Genomic DNA, 17,664 nt, shown 5'->3' with positions numbered 1-17,664 from the left:
GGCGACCAGAGCGGAGGTTAGACGGCGGTCACGGGCCAAAGCCTCGCAAACCGGGCCGCCACCCCCCTCAGGGTGGCCGAGCGCAGCTCCGGGGACGCGGTCCGACGTCCCCGCAGCAGAGACATCCCTGCTACGGCGTCAGCCCACGAGCTGACCGAGCGCGGCAAAGCAGCGTGAGGAGGCTCAGGCTGCACTGCTCGCCGGCGGCCTGCCTGAGGATGGGAAAGCACAACCAGCCTCGGTCATCCAGCCGGTGCACCCCACAGGCGGTCACCTATGAAACAGGCCCCCATCCGTCCCCGGACCGCGTGACTGAGCAGGCGGTCCGGGATGTGGCTCATCGCATCATGCGGAGGCCGCGTCGGAGTCGACTCCCTGGTCAAGCAGGGCGTTGATCATCTCCTGGAGTTGGTCGCGTCCGACGGTGCCGAGTGCGCCGGTCAGGGCCTGGGCAAGCTTGTCGAACGGGTCGTCCATCGGCAGCTCCTTCACCTTCTCGGCCAGTTCCGCCACGCTCCACAGCCCGTCTTTGTGGATGTGGCCGCCGAGGGACCAGCCGTGGTTGACCGCGACCGTTCCACCCCGCACCGACAGCACCTGGCCGGTGAGCGGGCAGCTTGCGCTGGCCAGGTAGGCGGCAACAGGCGCGCTGGCGGCTGGGTGCAGTGGGTCGAACCGGCCCGTCGGCGGTTCCTGGCTCATGCCTGGAACGGTGAGAGTGAGGCGGGTGCGGGCCATCGAGGGCGAGATGCAGTTGACCCGCACGCCGTAGCGGCCGAGCTCAAGGGCGGCCACGGTGGTCAGCGCCGCGACCCCGGCGTTGCCTGCCGCGTAGGAGACCTGCGTGGGCAGCGGGTTGAGCAGCCCGGAGCCGGAGGAGGTGTTGACCACGGCGCGGTCGGCGTGGACACCTGCCTGATACCGGTCGCGCCAGTGGCGGGCCGCCCAGTGCGTCACCGCGAAGGTGCCCTTCAGCTTGACGGCCACGACGTCGTCGAAGTCCTCCTCCGAGAGGTCGGTCAGGCCCATGTTCCGTTCGATGGTCGCGTTGTTGACCACGATGTGGAGGTCGCCGAAGGACTCCAGGGCCGTCTCCACCATGCGGCGGGCGCCGTCCCAGTCGGTGACGCTGTCAGTGTTGGCCACGGCCTGGCCGCCGCGGGCAGTGATCTCTTCGACGACCTTCGCGGCCACCCCGGCGTCGCCGCCCGTGCCGTCGACGGCGACGCCGGGATCGTTGACAACGACCTTGGCTCCTTCGGCGGCGAAGAACAGCGCCTCTTCCCGCCCGATCCCGCGCCCTGCTCCGGTGATGAGGACGACGCGTCGGTCCAGACTTCCCATGAATGATCGCCCTTCAGTTGACTGCAGTCTATGTATCGATTCACAGTATGCATAAATTTGCAAGATGAACTAAGCTGCTCTCGTGGCGGAGAAACGCGGACTGCGGGAGCGCAAGAAGCAGCGCACCCGGCAGGCACTGATCGAGGCGGCGGTGCGCCTGTTCGAGGACAAGGGCTACGACCATGTGACCGTGGCCGAGATCGCCGACGCCGCGGAGGTTTCCCCCCGCACCTTCTTCCTCCACTTCCAGGCCAAGGAGGATGTGCTCCTGGCCAATGCCGACGTGCGCGTCGATCTGGCACTGCAGGCGATCGCCGAGCGCCGCGCCGGAGAACGGCTACCCGAAGTGCTGGTGCAAGCGATGGACGAGATGATCGCCAACGCCTGGGACAGCGACCTCCCCAGCGGGCTCGCGGCACTTCGCGCACGGCTGGCGGCCTCGGTGCCGGCGCTGCAGGCCCGGCTGCTGCAGCGTCACCTCACCGCGCAGACCGAACTGGCCCAGGCGCTGCAGCGGGCATTCCCCGACAGACTCGACACGATCACCGCCTCCGCCCTGGTCGGCGCGATGGTGGGCGCGATCAGCGCATCCGCACTGACCGCGCTGCAGCGCGGCGACGGACCCGACGAGGTACGGAACGCCATGCGGCAGGCCATGGCCTTGGTGGCGCAATCCGTCACCTGACCCGGTCCACCCCAGCCATGATTCGTTCAGAACTGCGCGATGAGCCGCCAAATCGTCTGTGAGCTGGGGTTTCGATGCGCCCCCTGCCGGGCCTCCCGGGCCCCACGCCGAGGCCGGTGTAGCTGGTGATCAGGTGCGTGACCCTGACGGTGACGACACAGACGATGAGGATTGACCGGGCCTCACCCGCCTTGGCCCGTTCGAGCAACGCCTCAGCCGCCTTGATCTTCGCGCGGGACGGCCGGGCCGACACGGCCTGGTCGAACGGCGTCACCACCTCATCGACCTGGTCGATCACTGGCCCGGTCAGCCGAGCGGCCGCGGAAAGATCCCTAGAACAGCTGGCCTGCACCGCCACCACCGGCCCCCATACTTACGGGTCAACCCGGACGGGGATCGTCGGTCTGCGGCACGCAGTCCGCCTTGAGCACCCAGTCCGGGAAACCGCCGTTGCGTGATTCCCCGTGCCCCACGGCCCGATCCGCATCACCACGCCGACCCCAGCCGGACTCACATGGTCACGAAACGCCGCAGATCGCGGTCACCTCGCCGGCCCGAACCTTCGCGGTTCCTCTTGCCATTCGGCCGCCGGACAGCGGCCGTAGTGGAACTCGCCCAGGATCGGAAACCGGCCGCAAGCCAGTCTTCCTACGCCGCAGTAGACGTGGCTCTACGTCGCATAGACGGGCGCCAGGTCGACGAAGATGCGGTAGTCCGAGATCAGACCGTCGTCGCGGGTATGCCAGATGGACACGGCCACGACCCTGACGTCCTTGCCGTCGAGCCGCCGGTATGTCACCTCGGTCTCGGCGATGGTGTCGCCGTCGACCTGCCACGTTCTGACGATCCTGTGTGCGAGGCCCGCGATGGTGGCGAAGAACGTCCGCAGCCCCTCGGCGATGGCGTCGCGTCCCACCATGGGATCGGCATTGCCGAACACCATCCTGGCGTCCTCCGCCAGCAACTGCACGAACTTGCCGGGCTCGAACGAGTCGACCACCTGGAAAACGCGCCGCGCCTCATCGTCGGACATGCCGATCTCTCCTCCCGTGGCGAGGGCCGCTGCTCGGGACGTTACGTGGCCACGGGCAAGATGCAACCCTTTCTGGAGACGTACCGGGCGGTCGCGGGCGAAGGTGTCGCTCCGCAGCTGGGCCGCGGTCGTGCTCGCCGTCCGATCAGCCATCCGCGTCCAAGCCCGAGCCATCGGTGGAGACCGAGACGTGGTACCTGTGGTTGCGGGTGAACTTCCGGCGCACTTCCGTGCCGGTCGACGCCGCCGTGCTTCCCGAGATCGACCTGCCACCAGTGACCGGTCCTGCCGTCGGCGGTGCACCAGCGGGTGGCGGTGTCGCCGTCGTCGGCCTGAAGGCACCTGTGCCGGGGCGCGGTTGTTCAGGCGGCCGTGGCGCCGACGTCGAGGTAGTCGACGTTGGGAAGTCCGGCCGCCGTGGTCGGCTCCAGTCGGATGGTGTTGCCGCCGGCGTTCAGCGGAACGGTCACTGTCTTGGTGACCCACGTCGTCCAGGCGCCGGTGGACTCGAACGGAACCGTCCCCACCGTGGATCCGTTGACCACCAGGCTCGCCGGCCGTGCCGCGCCGCTGCTGGCGCCGTTGGCGAACCGGATCCCGACCGTGGCCGTGCCGGCCGCCGACGCGTTCACCGTGAACTGGGCGTAGGCGCCCACAGCTGCGGTGCCGTTGCAGAAACCGCTGCCGGAGAAGCCGGCTCGATCGGAATCGATCGTGCCCTGGCAGACCGCCGGCGTGGTCTCCGCCTCGTAACGCTGCCCCGTCGGTGGCGTGTCGCCGGACGTCCTGACGAGTGCGAGGTCGTCGACGAGGAGGTGTCCGTTGCCGGACGCCGCTCGGATGGTGACGGTGGCGGTACCGGCGGACAGCGGGATGCCCGCGAGCTCACGCCGGGTCCAGCCGCTCGATGCCGGGACGTTGAGCGTGCGCGAGGTGCCGCCGGGGTCGGTGACCGTCACTTGGGCGGCGCTGAGCGAACCCGCGGTCTTGGCGAACAGGGACAGCCCGTACGTGCCGGCCGGCACAGTGATCTGTTGCCGCACGCCACCCGCGTAGGCCTCCGCGGCGCCGATCTGCAGCGCGAAGCGGGATCCGTTCGCACCGCCGTTGACGTTGGTCACCATGGAGCTCGGCCCCGACTCGCGGAAGTTGGTCCACCCCTGCACCTGCGGGACGATGACCCGGTCAGCCTGGAAATTGGGGTTGAGTACGTAGTTGTTCGCCGGCCCGACGCGCCACTCTCCGGTCGTGGCGTTGAACTGCCACTGGCTCACCGAGTGGAACTGGGGCCGCGCGCCGGTCTTGGTCACCGGCATCCACTGGTTGTACCCGATACCGTTCCAGGCGAAGTCGGCCCAGCGGTCACCGGCGAAGATCACCGTGGTCTGCTTGGTTCCCTTGACCGTCACGAAGAACCCGGTCTGGGTCACGTGGCTGTAGTCCATCTCGGTACCGGGGAGCGTGTACTCCCCGGTGTAGGCACCCTGAATATTGCTGGTGGTCGACTCGATGACGTGCGTCACCGAGCTGTTCCAGCCGTGCAGGTCCGATGAGGCGTGGTAGTACTTGCCGTCAAGCTTGAACATGGCGTTGCCCTCGCGACCGGCGGAGTTGTAACCGATCCGCACCGCGGGCTCCACCCGCAGCGAGTCGGACTCGCTGAGCTTGGCGACGAAGGCGTTGGCGCGTCCCGAGGCGTTGGAGAAGATCAGGTAGTCCTTCCCGTCGTCGTCGGTGAAGACCGTCTGATCTCCGGTGCCCGGTGTCGGCGAGTTGACGATCTGGGCCTGGGTGTAGGCGTGGTCGAAGGTGTCGGTCGGCGAGTCACCCCGCAGGAACACGACCCCGCCCGGCCCCTGCACGACCAGCACGTACTTGCCGGTGTTCTCGTTGTACGAAACGCCGAGGCGCCCCACCCAGCCGCCGTTGGCGAAGGGGGCCGTGGAGCTCGTGGCGACATTGTTCTCGAATTTCCAGTTCACCAGGTCCTTCGACGAGTACACCGGGATCGAGACGAACGTGACGTCGCTGTCGTACTTCCTCGTCGGATTGGCCCGGTAGAGTTCGGCGCCCGCGTAGTGCACGCCGTACCAGTAGTAGGTGTCGCCGAACTTGAAGACGCCTCCGCCCTGCGAGTAGATGGGGTTGCCGTTGGTGTCGTTCCAGAAGGTGTTGTTCGTGATGGTCTGGAACGTCCCCTCATCGGCTGCCACCAGCTTCGCGGCGGCGCTCGTCAGCTCCGTCTTGGCGGCGGCGACCTCCGGCTTGGTCGCCGATGCGTCGGCGGCGACGACGGCCGCTGTGGTCAACGCCTTGGCGAAGGGGGCCCAGGAGTCAGCGGTGTACGCGGCCGGTACGCGTGTCCTGTAGTCGGCGACCAGTCTCTTGAGGCCGCGGACCATCACCAGTCCGTCGGCGGCGCCCTGGAGTTCCGCCTGCGCGGCGGCACGCTCCGTGTCCCCTCGTTGGATCGCTGTTGCCGCCGCGTTCCTGGTCGACGAGAACGACGCCCAGGAGTCGGCCGTATAGTCGGCGGCGGAGTATCGGGAGACCTGGTCGTAGAGCCCCGCGAGTGGATCGGCCGCGCCACTGGAGGACTCCGCCGCGGCGAGGTGAGCGGTCGGGACCACCGACACGACCACCGATGCGGCGACGAGTAACCACCCTCGCTTCAGAGCCGTACGTAACGTACATGTCATGATGCCTCCCTTGTGTCCAGAAGTGATCGGTGGCCCGGCGATAGGGCGGGGGCGGGCCTGGCTGTCCGCCCGATCGGGTGGCCGCAGCGGGAGCCGTGGTCGGCATCGATGGTGCCTGGGCACACCGCGGGTGCGCTCTCCGCTTCGTGGCGCACCGCCGGTGGCGTGCCGGCGGACTGCTCGAAGGCGCCGAGGTCCGGCGCCGATCCCTTGTAGGGCAGGCCGACAGACGTGCCCTTGTCGATCAGGGTGCTGTTCGCGGCGAGGCGGAGGTGGGGCAGGGCGGGCAGGCTGCCGTCGGCCTGGCGGGGAGCGTCCCAGCCGGACGTCGACACGCTCTGGAACTGGGAGTCGGTCAGCGTGACGCCGAGGTGCCAGGAGTTGTACGCGGCATTCGTGCCGTTCATGTTGGACGTCAGGGTGCCGGTGTAGGCGAGGTTGTTGCGCAGATTGCCCCGCCCGACGGCGGCGCCGCCGGAATCGACCCCGAGCATGTTGAAGTCGGGGTGGTTGCCGTAGCTGGTGTTGTTGAAGTAGTCGTTGGCGATCGGGTGGTGGTTGGCGTAGAAGCCTGCGGCCTTGTTGAGGAAGGCCACCGAGGTCCGGACGGTGTGCTTGACGGCGCCGGGGTCGTAGTCGCCGCCGTAGCCGCCGGCCTTGAAACCGTTGCCGTTGCCCGCGCCCGTGGTGGTCCCCGGCACGTACCCGTTGCGCCAGGCCCAGGAGTTCTCGATGATCACGGACGAGTAGGCGCTGATGAGGTCGAACCCGTCGTCGGCGTTCCACCACGCGCGGCAGCCGCGGAACACGTTCCCGGCGTTGCCCGCTGGGATGTGTGCGCCGAAGCCGTCGGCGCTTTCCCCGGCACCGTTGGAGGAGCGCAGGTCGTAGTTGTCGTGCGAGTCCGTGTTGAGGACGAGGTTGCCGCCGCCGTTCTGGATGAACAGACCGGGCCCCATGTGGTGATGGGTGTCGATCAGCTCGAAGGTGTTGTTGCTGCCGGAGATCCAGATGCCCCACGACTCGTGGTTGAGGTTGTTGTTCTGCGGCACACCGGTGACTTCCAGCCCTTTGAGATGGATCCAGTTGCCGGTGACGTCGAAGCCCTTGATCCGGCAGTCGTCCCTCATGCGCGAGAAGTCGAAGACCGGCTTCTCGCCCGGGTAGGCCCAGTAGCGGATCGGGTTGCCGGGGGCGCCGCTCCTGTTCAGGGTGATCGCGTCGACCCGGGCCGTCTGGCTGGCGCAGGCCGAGTTCGCACGGGTGTAGGCGTAGGTTCCGCCGCGGAGGTAAACCGTGTCACCTGCCGTGACGACGGCCTGCGCGTGGGCGATGGACGCCCAGGGGGCGGCCTGGGTTCCCGCGGCGTTGTCGTTGCCGTTGGGGGCGACGTAGTAGGTGTTCCCGGCTGCCGCGCTGCTCGCCGCGGCCGTACCGGGCGCGATCGCGGCGCTCAGGCCCAGGGCGGCTGAGGCGGCGGCGATCAGGCGAAGGGCTCGCCACCGCGGTGGGAGGTGCATCGGGATCTCCTTGGGGTGCCTAAGGAGTGAGGCCGGTGGGCCGCGCTCTGGTACGGCGGAGGTGCAAATCAAGCAAGGTTCATGTTTAACCGTTTACTCACGGCGGGATGGGACCATGAGCTGGGAAGCCTGTCAACGTTCGAACTTCACCCAGCAGCGATCAGGAAAGCGTTTGTGCTCGTCAACCGGTGCTCAGCCCCATGAAACTTTCGTCCCGACCGAGAACGCCCGGTTGACACCGCAGAAGCACACGCACATCATCCGGTTAAACCGGTTACAGAACCGATGATGAGGTCGGATGCCCCGCCCCTCGACGGGCGGGACGTGGGAGTCGCGCGCCAAAATTTCCTCCACGAGGTTCGCGACCACGCGCTCCGGCTCATGAGTGCAGTCCACGCGGAACCCCGGATGATCTCCCGATACTTCCGTTTGAGTGCCGAGCACGCGACGCCCGCCCCTTCGGCCCGTAAGCCGGCCAGAGCGGCTCCGACCGTGACGTGCCACCGGAAGCGGTCGTCGTCCGTGAGCGGCACGCCCGAAGCCATCTTGGTCACGTTGGCCCGCGGATGAAGGTCGTCCCCGTCGAGGAAAGGCACCCCCAGCCGCTCGGCGAGCAAGCGGCCGACGGTGGTCTTTCCGGCCCCGGACACGCCCATCACTACAACAAGTGGTCGCAGCGGAAATCCCTTTCCGAGGTCTGATCGGCCCCGCACCGTCCCCGTCGCCATCGCGTTTGGCACGATCCGAAGCCGGACGGCGGCCCGCCCAACAACTGGGCCTCCGCCTTCGGCGGCCCGGCCTGGACCTTCCACGAGCCGACCGGGCAGTACTACTACCGCGCGCACCTGCCCGAGCAGCCGAGCCTGAACTGGCGTGACCCGGCCGTCCGGCAGGCGATGTTCGAGGTCATGAGGTTCTGGCTGGACCGCGGGGTCGACGGGTTCCGCGTGGACGCGGTGTGGCGGCTCATCAAGGACGCCCGCCTGCGCGATGGGTGAGCTCCACCTCAAGCTCGAACGCGTCGCCGCCCTCGGCACGCGGGGGCTGGACCTCGCGAAAACACCGACGCTCTACTACGGCGACGAACTCGGCCTCCCCGACGCCCCGGTCGACGCCTGGCGCGCCCGTGACTGCGCCGAACTCCGCGCGCCCGGCCTCAGGCTCGGCCGGGACCCCCAGCGGATGCCCATGCCCTGGGAGGCGACGCCGCCGCACGCCGGGTCACGCCCGACGGCGTCGAGCCGTGGCTGCCCATACCCGCTTGGGCGGGACGGTTCAGCGTCGAGAGCCAGGAGCTCGACCCCCGCTCGCTCCTCTGCCTCGTCCGGGAGCTCCTGAAGCTCCCGGCGAGAGCTGGCCGCGCTGCGTCAGGGCGGCATCACCGTGCTCTCCGCCCACGCGGACCATCTCGCGTACCTCCGCGGCGACGGCGAGGACTCGGTCGTCGTGGCGGTGAACCTCTCCGGCCGCGACCAGACGGTCGCCTTTCCCGGTTCCAGGAGCACGCTCTGGTCCTCGGACCCGACCGCCGGCGAGCGAGACCCGCTGCCCGGTGCGGTCACCCTCGCCCCTTTCGAAGCGCGGCTCCTGCGGTGAGTGGTTGATCGCCGGCAAGATGTGGCCCTCATGCCGCCTCGTACACTGGCTGGGTGCCCAAACTGTGGAACGAGACGATCGAGGCGCACCGCCGTACCGTGCATGACGCGATCCTGGACGCCACAGTGGAGCTGGTGGGTGAGCGGGGGCTGCTGGCGGTGACCATGTCGCAGATCGCCGAGAAGACCGGCATCGGCCGGGCCACGCTCTACAAATACTTCCCCGACGTCGAGACGATTCTGCTGGCCTGGCACAACCGCCAGGTCGCCGGGCATCTGGAGCGCCTCGCGCGGGCGGGGGAGCGCGAGAGCGATGCCGGGCGGCGGCTCGAGGCCATGCTGGAGACGTACGCGCTCATCCATCGGCAGATGGCAGGGCACGGTTTCAGCCCCGACCTCGTCACGCTCCTGCACCGATCGCACGACGCCGGCCACGCCCGGCAGCAGCTGCACGCCATGCTCCGCGATGCGCTGGCCGATGCCGCGCGGGCCGGTGTCATACGTGACGACCTGGCGGCGGACGAGCTTGCCACGTTCTGCCTCCACGCGCTTCAGGCGGCTGCCGCCCTTCCGTCGGAAGCCGCTGTCCAGAGGCTCGTCGGACTCACTCTGGCCGGGTTGCGGGCCCGCTGAGCCGGACGCCGGCTCGGTCTCAGCGGGCTCTGGCGGATGGGCGGCGGCGCCAGACGTGGGTCGCCACGAGACCCACCTTCACCAGGAGGGCCACCAGGACGACGTCCGCGCCCAGTCCAGCCCAATGCGGGATCGCCAGAATGCCTGCGGCCAGGCCCACGTGCACGCCGACCGCCAGGACGGCGACCAACGCAAGACCGAGCACCGTGTGCCGGCCTCTGGCCTTCGCGACGCGCGCCGTCCCGGTGGCGGGCGCCGTCTCGGCGTTCGCGTCCGTACGGTTCCAGGCCACGGCCAGGCTGTCCCTTCTGCCCATCCGGGTGATGTTCCTGGTGAGGAGGGTCTGGAGGCGCTGCATCCCGTCCTCGTCCTCGGCCTCGATCCGTAATGTCAGGGCCTCGGGAGTGGCCTCCAGGACGCAGGATCCCCCGTCGACGGTGATCGTCCCGCTGGTGTCCGACCACTCGGCCTGGATGTTCTCTGGCCTCTCGCTGCCCATGTGCCGGTTGCGGCCGGGGTGAGCGGGGAAGCCGTGGCCGATCTGGGTGGCGTGGCGGCATAGCTGTTATGTATCGCAAAACTCGGCGACTTTACTCCAGGCGCTCCCCGGGCACCCGTTCGTCGTGGATCAACCGGATGATCGCCTGGCTCATCCGGGCGTAGTCGTGGTCGTTGACCAGCTCGCCGCGCAGGCCGAAGCCGTTCATCACCGCGATCCGGTCGGCGAGAGTGACGATCTCCGGCAGGTCCGAGGAGATCAGCAGCAGCGCCAGCCCGGCTCCGGCCAGCTCGGCGATCAGCTCGTGGAAGGCCGCCTTGGTACGTACGTCGATACCGACCGTCGGCTCGTCCACGATGAGGATCTCGCATTCGGCGGCGAGCCACTTCGCCAGGCTCACCTTCTGCTGGTTGCCGCCGGAGAGCTGGCCCGCGAGCTGGGACGGCGAAGCGATCCGGATGCCCAGCCGGTCGACGTACCGGGTCACCAGGCGACGTTCCGCGCGATCGGTCACCAGCCCGGCCCTGGCCAGGCGCCGCCACACGGTGACGCCGACGTTGCGGGTGATCGGCTGGTCAAGGAAGAGGCCCTCTTCCTTGCGGTTCTCGGTCACGTAGCCGATGCGGTGGGCGCGGAGCGCCTCGCCGACATCGCGGATGCGTACCGGACGGCCCCGCACCTCCACGGTTCCCGACGTGATCCGGTCGAGCCCGAGCAGCGCCTTGGCCAGCTCGCTGCGGCCGGCCCCGACCAGGCCGTACAGCCCGAGGATCTCTCCCGGGCGCACCGACAGGGAGATGCCGCGGTGGCCCCGCGCGGTGCACACCTTGTCCAGCCGCAGGGCCGGTGGCGCCGCCGGGTCGACGTGCCGCTCGGCGAGGCGGACCGAGGAGTACGCCCGCCCGACCATGAGGTCGACGATCTGGTCCCGCGTGTAGGCGGCGAGCGGCTCGGCCTCGGCCACGCTGCGCCCGTCGCGCAGCACGGTGACCGTGTCCGCGACCGCGAACACCTCCTCCAGCTTGTGGCTCACCAGCACGACGGCGTGTCCGCTGTCGCGCAGCTTGCGCACGATCCCGTAGAGCCGGTCGGCCTCGTCCCCGGTGAGCGACGCGGTCGGCTCGTCGAGCAGGAGCACCTTGCTGTCGACGCTCAGCGCCTTGGCGATCTCGACCAGTTGCGCCTGCGCCACGGAGAGCCGGGAGACCGGGGTGTCCGGGTCGAGGTCCAGGTCGAGCAGGCCGAGGCAGCGGCGGGCCTCGGCACGCATCCGCGCCCGGTCGACGAGACCGAGGCGCCGCGGCAGGTGGTGCAGCAGGATGTTCTCGGCGACGGAGAACCCGGGGATCAGGTTGCGCTCCTGGTGCACCACGCCGATGCCGGCCCGCTGGGCGTCGAGCGGCCCGTTCAGGTGCAGCTCGGCGGCGCCGAGCGCGACCCGCCCGCCGTCCGGCCGGTGCACGCCGGTGAGGATCTTGATGAGCGTGCTCTTGCCCGCGCCGTTCTCGCCCAGCAGGGCGTGCACGCTGCCCGCGGCGAGCCGCAGGGTGGCCCGGTCCAGGGCGCGAACCCCCGGGAACGTCTTCACCAGGTTCTCGGCGGTGAGCATCATGACGACCCCTTGGACAGCTTCTGGCGTACGGTGCCGAGCAGCACCGCACCGAGGACGACCGCGCCGACGATCAGGTCGATCCAGCGCGGGTTGATGTCGAACTGTGCCTGCATGACGTCCACCAGCCGGACCAGGAACGCCGCGAGGCAGGTGCCGGCGACGCTGACCACCCCGCCGGCGAGCGCCACCCCGCCGATGATCGGCGCGGCGAAGCTCTGCAGCAGCAGGTCGTCGCCGATGCTGGAGTTGACGGAGCCGGAGGCGGCGACCGTGATGACGGCGGCGACGCCGGCGAGCAGGCCGCTGAGCCCGTGCGCGATGACGATCGAGCGATCGTTGGAGATGCCGGAGAGCCGCGCGGCGAACGGGCTGCCGCCGGTCGCCAGCAACTGCCGGCCCACGACCGCGCGGCCGAAGAACAGGGCCACCAGGGCGGCCACCACCAGAGCCAGGACGAGGACGACCGGCAGCCCGAGCACCGAGGCGGTGCCGAGGCCGCGCAGCCATGGCGAGTACCCCTGGAAGGTGTCGGGGCCGTTGACCCCGTACCGCAGCCCCTCGATGATCGTCATGGTGGCGAGGGTCACGATGAACCCGTTGATCCGCGTGAACACGACGAGCAGCCCGTTGACCAGGCCGGCGGCGAGACCGACCCCGAGCGCGCCCAGCACGGCCAGCGGGGCGGGCAGGCCGCCTTCGAGCATGAGCCATGCCGCGACCATGGCGCACAGGCCCGTGAGCGTGCCGACCGACAGGTTCATCTGGCCGATGGCCAGCACGACCATCTGGGAGAGCCCGATGACGATCGGGACGGCGAGGAAGCGGAAGAACGCCTCCAGCGTGCCGCGCGAGAGCAGGTTGCCGTCCGTGGCGACGGCGAGCGCGACGAAACCGGCGGCCGCGAGCACCGCGAGGGTGAACTCCGGCCGGGCGGTGACCTCCTTGAGGCTTCCGCCGAGTCCGGCGCGGCCGGCCGTCGTGGTGCCGGTGCTCATGCCCGGGCCCTCCTTCGTTCCGCGACGACGTGGCGCACCCGATCGAGCGACAGCGCGCCGAGCAGCACCAGGCCGATGTAGAGATTGAGCTGGTCGAGCTGGAACTGCAGCAGGTTCAGCCCCTTGTAGATGACCTGGGTGAGCGTCGCGCCCAGCACCGTGCCGAGCACGCTGACGGCGCCGCCGGCCAGCAGCGTGCCGCCGAGCACCGGGCCGAGGAAGGAAGGCAGCAGGAACGCGTCGCCGATGCGCGCCGAGAACGCGCCGTTGTTCGCGGCGAGCAGGAAGCCGGCCAGCCCGGCCAGCAGCCCGCTGAGCGCGTGGGCCTGCACCACCCGGCTCCGGACGGGGATGCCGGACAGCTCGGCCGCCTTCTCGCTGGCGCCGGTCATCAGGATCTCCCGGCCCAGCCTGCCGAAGCGGAACAGCAGTCCCACCGCCAGCACCGCGACGAGGGCGATCGGCGCGACGAGCGGGATGTGCGGGCCGCACAGGTCGCCCATGCAGTAGTCGGCGAACGTGTCGTTGCGCAGCGCGTCCATGCCATCGGGCCGGCTGGCGAAGGCGACGCCGTCGGTGAACCTGGTGTAGAGGATGGTGATGAGCCCCACCAGGGCGAAGTCCATCGCCAGCGTGACCACGAACGAGTTGACGCCGGTACGCGAGATGATCAGCCCGGCCAGCGCGCCGAGCAACGTGCCCACGATCAGCCCGATCACCAGGCCGACGACCAGCGACACGCCGAGCCGGTCATAGGCCAGGCCCATGGCGAACGCGCTCATCGCCGCCATCCGGCCGACGGCCATGTTCATGTGGCCCAGCGACAGGACCGCCAGCTGGGAGAGGCCGACCACCGCGTACACGCTGATGTCCGACTGCAGCGGCACGAGCGTGAGCGTGGTGTCCAGGAACGCCGGCCGCAGCACGGTGAAGATCGCGACCAGCGCGATCAGCAGGATGAGCAGCCCGAGGCGCGGGTTCGCCCAGAGCGGCATCCTCGACGGCCCGCGCGGTCCGGGCGGACCCGCCGCGGGGATCTCCGGCGGTGTCGCCGTCCGCGTGCTCACGCGACTCTCCGGTCGTCGATCGCGTCGCGGTCCCACTCGATGCCGAGCCCGGGGGAGGCCGGCGCCAGGGCGTGCCCGTCGGCGATCCCGATCTCCTGCCGGGTGATCGCCCTGAGCTGGGGGATGTGCTCCAGGTAGCGGCTGTTGGGGACCGCGCAGCAGAGGCTCACGTGCAGCTCCATGAGGAAATGCGGACAGACCGGCACGTTGTACGCCTCGGCCAGGTGCGCGACCTTGAGCCAGGGCGTGATGCCGCCGATGCGCGCCACGTCCACCTGCACGATGCCGGCCGCCTGCCGGTGCAGGTACTCGCGGAACTGCGCCACGGAGTAGAGCGACTCGCCCACCGCGACGGGGATCGAGGCGGCCGCGGCCAGCGCCTGGTGCCCGGCGACGTCGTCGGCCGGCAGCGGCTCCTCGAACCAGTAGGGGTCGGACGGTTCGAGGAGCCGGGCCCGCCTGACGGCCTCCGCCGGGGTGAGCGACTGGTTGGCGTCCAGCATCAGGTCGAAGCCGGGCCCGACCGCCGTGCGGACGGCGGCCAGCCGCTCCGCGTCCTCGACCGGAGAGCGGCCGATCTTGAGCTTCACGCCGGGCCAGCCCGCGGACTGGCTGGCCCGGGCGCCGGCGATGAGCTCCTCGGTGGTGAGGTGCAGCCAGCCGCCCTCGGTGTCGTACAGCGGGATGCGGTCCTTCGCGCCACCCGCGAGGATCCACAGCGGCTGGCCGGCGTCGCGGCACCGCCAGTCCCACAGGGCCGTGTCGACGGCCGCGAGGGCCAGAGAGGTGATCGCGCCGACCGTGGTCGCCCGGGTCGCGGCGAACAGGTCGTGCCACACGGCCTCCACCCGGCGGGCGTCCGCGCCCGCCAGCCTGGGCAACAGGTAGTCGCGCAGCAGGGCGAGCACGGCGGTGCCGCCGGTGCCGATCGTGTACGTATAACCGGTGCCGGCGCCGCCGTCATCGGTCCGGATCTCGACGAAGACGGTCTCCTGCTTGATGAACGACTGGACGGCGTCCGTGCGGACGGTCTCGACCTCGAGGTCGACGAGATACGCCTCCGCGTGGATGATCGCGGGCAAAGTGGCTCCTCCTGGGCTCGCGGGACTGACTACTTGCAGGACAGGTACCGGCTGTCGAACGCCTTCTTCAGCTCGTCCGTCTTCGCCTGGCGGTCCGCGTCGTAGGTGTCGATGTCGTCCTTGGTCACGACGAAGGAACCGGAGTCGATGATCACTCCCGGTTGCGCCATCGTGCAGCCGCCCGCGAGCTTCATCAGCGCGTACGATCCGACGGACGCCTGGCCGGCCGGGTTCTGCAGCACGGTCGCGGCGACCGAGCCGTTCCTGAGGCCGGCGAGAATGGTCTTGTCGTCGTCGATGGCGACGACCTTGATCGGCAGCTTGGCCCGCTCGACGCCCTCCGCGGCGGCCACCGCGGGGTTGTAGGCGGTGTTGACGATGCCCTGGATCTGGTCGCCCTTGGCGGCGAGGAGGTCGGCGACGGCCTTCTGCGCCGTCTGCAGGTCCTTGTCCACGTCGGTCACGGTCTGCAGGAGCTTGACCTTCCCGCCGGTCTCGTCGACCGCCTTCTGCACCCCCGCGATGCGGCGCTGGGTGTTGGAGTCCACCTTGTTGCCGGTCAGGTGCACGAGGTCGCCCTGACCGCCCATGGCCTCGATCGCGGCCTGCGCCGCCTTGTAGGCGGCCAGCTGCACGTCGGTGGACAGGCAGAAGTCCGCCTTGTCGGACTCGCCGGCCGGGCAGGACGCCAGCGAGGCGACCGGGAAGCCCTGCCGCTTGAGGTCCTCGAAGGTGGCGTTGATGTTCTCCGGGGAGACGCCGAAGACGCCGAAGGCGTTGTAGCCCTGCGCGGCGAGGGACTTCAGCACGTCGTTCTGCTTGGTCTGGTCCCAGTCGGAGGTCTCGTTGAAGGTGACGTCGCCGACGCCGAGCTCGCTCTTCGCCTTGGCGGCGGCGTCCTTCCACGGCTGGAAGTAGGGATGTGCCCCGCCGGGGACCAGAGCGATCTTGACCTGGTCGGGCGTCCGCGTGGGCGCGCCGGCCGCCGTCGTGTCGTCGCTCTTCCTCGTGCAACCGGCGGTGGCGGTGGCGGCGAGCACGAGGGCGGCAGCCAGCCCGCCGAGCCGGATCAGTGATCGTGGATTCATGACCGCGCCTCTCAGAATCATAGATCCTATAGGATGTTTCATGGAGGTATAGTGGCTGCTCGTCAGGGCGTCAAGGCCTGACCTTCTCCGTGGGAGGATTGGCCCGATGGCATCCACCGAACCGATCCGGCTCAGGCGGTCGACGCTCGGCGACGACGTCTACGACGTGCTCAGGGTGCGCATCCTCGAGCACAGCATGCAGCCCGACGACCGCGTCAACATCGACGCGCTGGCCCGGGAGCTCGAGGTGTCCCAGACGCCGATCCGTGAGGCCCTGGCTCGCCTGGAGTCCGACGGGCTGGTCCGCAAGCGCGCCCTCGTGGGCTACACGGTCACCCCGCTGCTCACCCGTACCGAGTTCAACCACCTGTTCGAGATGCGGCTGCTGCTGGAGTCCGCCACCGTGCGATGGGCCGCCGAGCGGGCCACCTCAGCGCAACGCGAGTCGATCATCGCGGAGGCCTCCACCTCGATCGCCCAGGAGCCGGACGACCCCGGAGGCTGGCGCTGGCACGCGGCCTTCACCACCCACGACGCCCGCTTCCACGACCTCATCGCCGAGGCGTCGGGCAACCCCCTCCTCCGGGACGGGCTCGAGCGCCTGCATGTCCACCTTCACCTGCACCGGAGATACTTCCCCTACGCCCACGCCGGTACGACGATCGAGGAGCATCAACGCGTCGCCGCGGCCATCGGGGCCGGGGACCCGGACGCGGCCGAGGCGGCGATGCGGGGGCATCTGAGTGCGGCGCGTGAGCGACAACTGACGGCATTCGACTGACACCTGCCCGCCCGCCGACGGAAGGAGGGGTCGATGGCGCATGAAGGAGCTGGTGCACCCCGCCTTCCTCATCGACCGGCAGGGCGTATCAGCGGCGCGTGCCGCACCTCCGGGCAGCAACATCGCGCCGAAGGCCACCGCTGTCAGACGCGTCTGACGGCACTCCAATCTAGGTGGCAACTGTCATATGGGCGCGCCTTTCGCCAAGCGCACCGGTGCGGGCGACATCACGCCGCCGCCAGCACCTCCTCCAGTGCCTCCAGCGCGGCGGCCGCGTCGGTGACGCCCAGTTCGGCGGTGAATCGTACGGCGTCGCGGACGTCGCCGGGGCCGGCGACCCGCAGAGCCAGCGTGACGTGCCGGTGGAAGGACTCCCCGAAGGAACTCCTGGCGATGTGCGAGGTCAGCGCGACGAACGCGCGCTCGCGGGCGCTCAGCCGCTCCTCCGACCAGGCCCGTCCGGTACGCGAGGCCAGGAACTCGGCCATCCACGGATCACTCACCGGCCAGGCGACGCCGGGTGAACCTTCGGCCACCCCGCTCGGCTCAGGGGTGGTGTCCAGACCCAGTTCGGCGGCGACCTGAGCCACCCGGCCCAGCGCGTCGGCCGCCGCCGGATACCCGGCGTAGGGGGCGACGAACCTGATCAGGGCGAGCATGTCGGCGTAGGGGACGCCGTGCATGTTCAGGGCCGTGATGTGCATCGTGAAGGCCAGCCCGAGATGGCCGCGGCAGATGTCGTGCGCGGTGGCCTGCAGCAGCTTCTCCCGCACCGTGGTCCCCGCCAGGTCGAACGTGAGCCCGCCCGTCTCCAGCGCCATCTTCTGGAATTCGAGGTCCACCTCGGCCAGCGGACCACTCGGAAGATCGACCATGGAACTTCCCTCCTAGCTCGCGAATCTGGCGATCCGCTGTTCCACTTATATCCTCACATGGGGACATTTAAGTCCGCAAGAGAGGACTTCTGTCGACCGCAGGACGTTTGTCCGGAAATAGGTGACTTAATGCCTCTATTGGGGTTATTTTCTGCC

Annotated in this window: 18 protein-coding genes and 2 pseudogenes; 6 read left to right on the top strand and 14 right to left on the bottom strand. The window is 69.5% G+C overall.

Annotation, left to right across the window (positions count from 1 at the left end):
• Positions 1-345: 345 nt before the first annotated feature.
• On the bottom strand, positions 346-1,344 hold the full coding sequence (locus HD596_RS50295; protein ID WP_185076378.1) for an SDR family NAD(P)-dependent oxidoreductase: 999 nt from the start codon (positions 1,342-1,344) through the stop codon (positions 346-348).
• Between the two features lie 82 nt (positions 1,345-1,426).
• On the opposite strand from HD596_RS50295, the gene HD596_RS50290 reads away from it, so the two are divergent.
• Positions 1,427-2,029: a TetR/AcrR family transcriptional regulator gene (locus tag HD596_RS50290; RefSeq protein ID WP_185076377.1), complete on the top strand. Its 603-nt coding sequence runs from the start codon at positions 1,427-1,429 to the stop codon at positions 2,027-2,029.
• Here the strand turns inward: HD596_RS50290 and HD596_RS50285 are convergent.
• The 6 genes and pseudogenes from HD596_RS50285 to HD596_RS50265 all read right to left on the bottom strand — a co-directional run bounded on the left by HD596_RS50285 (position 2,022) and on the right by HD596_RS50265 (position 7,937).
• Positions 2,022-2,387, bottom strand: a complete 366-nt coding sequence (locus tag HD596_RS50285) for a hypothetical protein (protein WP_185076376.1) — start codon at positions 2,385-2,387, stop codon at positions 2,022-2,024. The two genes, HD596_RS50290 and HD596_RS50285, sit on opposite strands and share 8 nt — an antisense overlap.
• A 312-nt stretch (positions 2,388-2,699) precedes the next feature.
• Positions 2,700-3,062, bottom strand: coding sequence for a nuclear transport factor 2 family protein (locus HD596_RS50280; RefSeq protein ID WP_185076375.1), 363 nt, complete (start codon positions 3,060-3,062; stop codon positions 2,700-2,702).
• Positions 3,063-3,103: 41 nt separating this feature from the next.
• Positions 3,104-3,382 (bottom strand): annotated as a pseudogene (locus HD596_RS66035) (hypothetical protein); the annotation flags it as partial.
• A 42-nt stretch (positions 3,383-3,424) separates the two neighbouring features.
• The gene (locus HD596_RS50275) at positions 3,425-5,761 is read right to left on the bottom strand and encodes a carbohydrate-binding protein (protein WP_221519976.1); all 2,337 of its coding nucleotides are present in this window, start codon (positions 5,759-5,761) and stop codon (positions 3,425-3,427) included.
• The gene (locus HD596_RS50270) at positions 5,758-7,281 is read right to left on the bottom strand and encodes a right-handed parallel beta-helix repeat-containing protein (protein ID WP_185076374.1); all 1,524 of its coding nucleotides are present in this window, start codon (positions 7,279-7,281) and stop codon (positions 5,758-5,760) included. Before HD596_RS50270 ends, HD596_RS50275 begins: the two co-directional genes overlap by 4 nt.
• A gap of 257 nt (positions 7,282-7,538) precedes the next feature.
• On the bottom strand, positions 7,539-7,937 hold the full coding sequence (locus tag HD596_RS50265) for a gluconokinase (RefSeq protein ID WP_246555434.1): 399 nt from the start codon (positions 7,935-7,937) through the stop codon (positions 7,539-7,541).
• A 78-nt stretch (positions 7,938-8,015) separates the two neighbouring features.
• Between HD596_RS50265 and HD596_RS50260 the strand changes: the two are divergent.
• The 4 genes and pseudogenes from HD596_RS50260 to HD596_RS50250 form a co-directional block, all read left to right on the top strand.
• A pseudogene (locus tag HD596_RS50260) lies at positions 8,016-8,279 on the top strand (alpha-amylase family glycosyl hydrolase); the annotation flags it as partial.
• Positions 8,272-8,619 (top strand): alpha-amylase family glycosyl hydrolase, encoded by a 348-nt coding sequence (locus tag HD596_RS66225; RefSeq protein WP_446685867.1) that lies wholly within the window; start codon positions 8,272-8,274, stop codon positions 8,617-8,619. The pseudogene HD596_RS50260 and the gene HD596_RS66225, both read left to right, overlap by 8 nt.
• A 45-nt stretch (positions 8,620-8,664) precedes the next feature.
• Complete coding sequence (locus tag HD596_RS50255; protein WP_185076372.1) at positions 8,665-8,877, top strand: DUF3459 domain-containing protein; 213 nt, start codon at positions 8,665-8,667, stop codon at positions 8,875-8,877.
• 53 nt (positions 8,878-8,930) lie between these two features.
• The gene (locus HD596_RS50250) at positions 8,931-9,509 is read left to right on the top strand and encodes a TetR/AcrR family transcriptional regulator (RefSeq protein WP_185076371.1); all 579 of its coding nucleotides are present in this window, start codon (positions 8,931-8,933) and stop codon (positions 9,507-9,509) included.
• A 19-nt stretch (positions 9,510-9,528) separates the two neighbouring features.
• On the opposite strand, the gene HD596_RS50245 is transcribed toward HD596_RS50250, so the two are convergent.
• The 6 genes from HD596_RS50245 to HD596_RS50220 all read right to left on the bottom strand — a co-directional run bounded on the left by HD596_RS50245 (position 9,529) and on the right by HD596_RS50220 (position 15,852).
• Positions 9,529-10,008, bottom strand: coding sequence for a DUF2218 domain-containing protein (locus HD596_RS50245; protein ID WP_185076370.1), 480 nt, complete (start codon positions 10,006-10,008; stop codon positions 9,529-9,531).
• A gap of 91 nt (positions 10,009-10,099) precedes the next feature.
• Positions 10,100-11,620: a sugar ABC transporter ATP-binding protein gene (locus tag HD596_RS50240; RefSeq protein WP_185076369.1), complete on the bottom strand. Its 1,521-nt coding sequence runs from the start codon at positions 11,618-11,620 to the stop codon at positions 10,100-10,102.
• On the bottom strand, positions 11,617-12,615 hold the full coding sequence (locus HD596_RS50235) for an ABC transporter permease (RefSeq protein ID WP_185076368.1): 999 nt from the start codon (positions 12,613-12,615) through the stop codon (positions 11,617-11,619). The genes HD596_RS50240 and HD596_RS50235 overlap by 4 nt, the downstream gene beginning before the upstream one ends.
• Positions 12,612-13,682 carry an ABC transporter permease gene (locus tag HD596_RS50230; RefSeq protein ID WP_221519975.1) on the bottom strand — a complete coding sequence of 357 codons (1,071 nt, stop codon included), beginning with the start codon at positions 13,680-13,682 and terminating at the stop codon, positions 12,612-12,614. The genes HD596_RS50235 and HD596_RS50230 overlap by 4 nt, the downstream gene beginning before the upstream one ends.
• Complete coding sequence (locus HD596_RS50225) at positions 13,679-14,764, bottom strand: mandelate racemase/muconate lactonizing enzyme family protein (protein ID WP_185076367.1); 1,086 nt, start codon at positions 14,762-14,764, stop codon at positions 13,679-13,681. Before HD596_RS50225 ends, HD596_RS50230 begins: the two co-directional genes overlap by 4 nt.
• A gap of 29 nt (positions 14,765-14,793) precedes the next feature.
• Positions 14,794-15,852, bottom strand: coding sequence for a sugar ABC transporter substrate-binding protein (locus HD596_RS50220; RefSeq protein ID WP_185076366.1), 1,059 nt, complete (start codon positions 15,850-15,852; stop codon positions 14,794-14,796).
• Between the two features lie 106 nt (positions 15,853-15,958).
• Between HD596_RS50220 and HD596_RS50215 the strand changes: the two genes are divergently transcribed.
• Positions 15,959-16,633 carry a GntR family transcriptional regulator gene (locus HD596_RS50215; protein ID WP_185076365.1) on the top strand — a complete coding sequence of 225 codons (675 nt, stop codon included), beginning with the start codon at positions 15,959-15,961 and terminating at the stop codon, positions 16,631-16,633.
• Positions 16,634-16,860: 227 nt separating this feature from the next.
• Here HD596_RS50215 and HD596_RS50210 read toward each other — a convergent pair whose 3' ends face one another.
• Positions 16,861-17,508, bottom strand: a complete 648-nt coding sequence (locus HD596_RS50210; protein ID WP_185076364.1) for a dehydrogenase — start codon at positions 17,506-17,508, stop codon at positions 16,861-16,863.
• Positions 17,509-17,664 lie beyond the last annotated feature (156 nt).

This window comes from Nonomuraea jabiensis, assembly GCF_014204795.1.
In the GTDB taxonomy this organism is placed as follows: Bacteria; Actinomycetota; Actinomycetes; order Streptosporangiales; family Streptosporangiaceae; genus Nonomuraea; species Nonomuraea jabiensis.
Note: the sequence above shows the minus strand (reverse complement) of the source record. Positions and strands in the feature narration are given on the sequence as shown.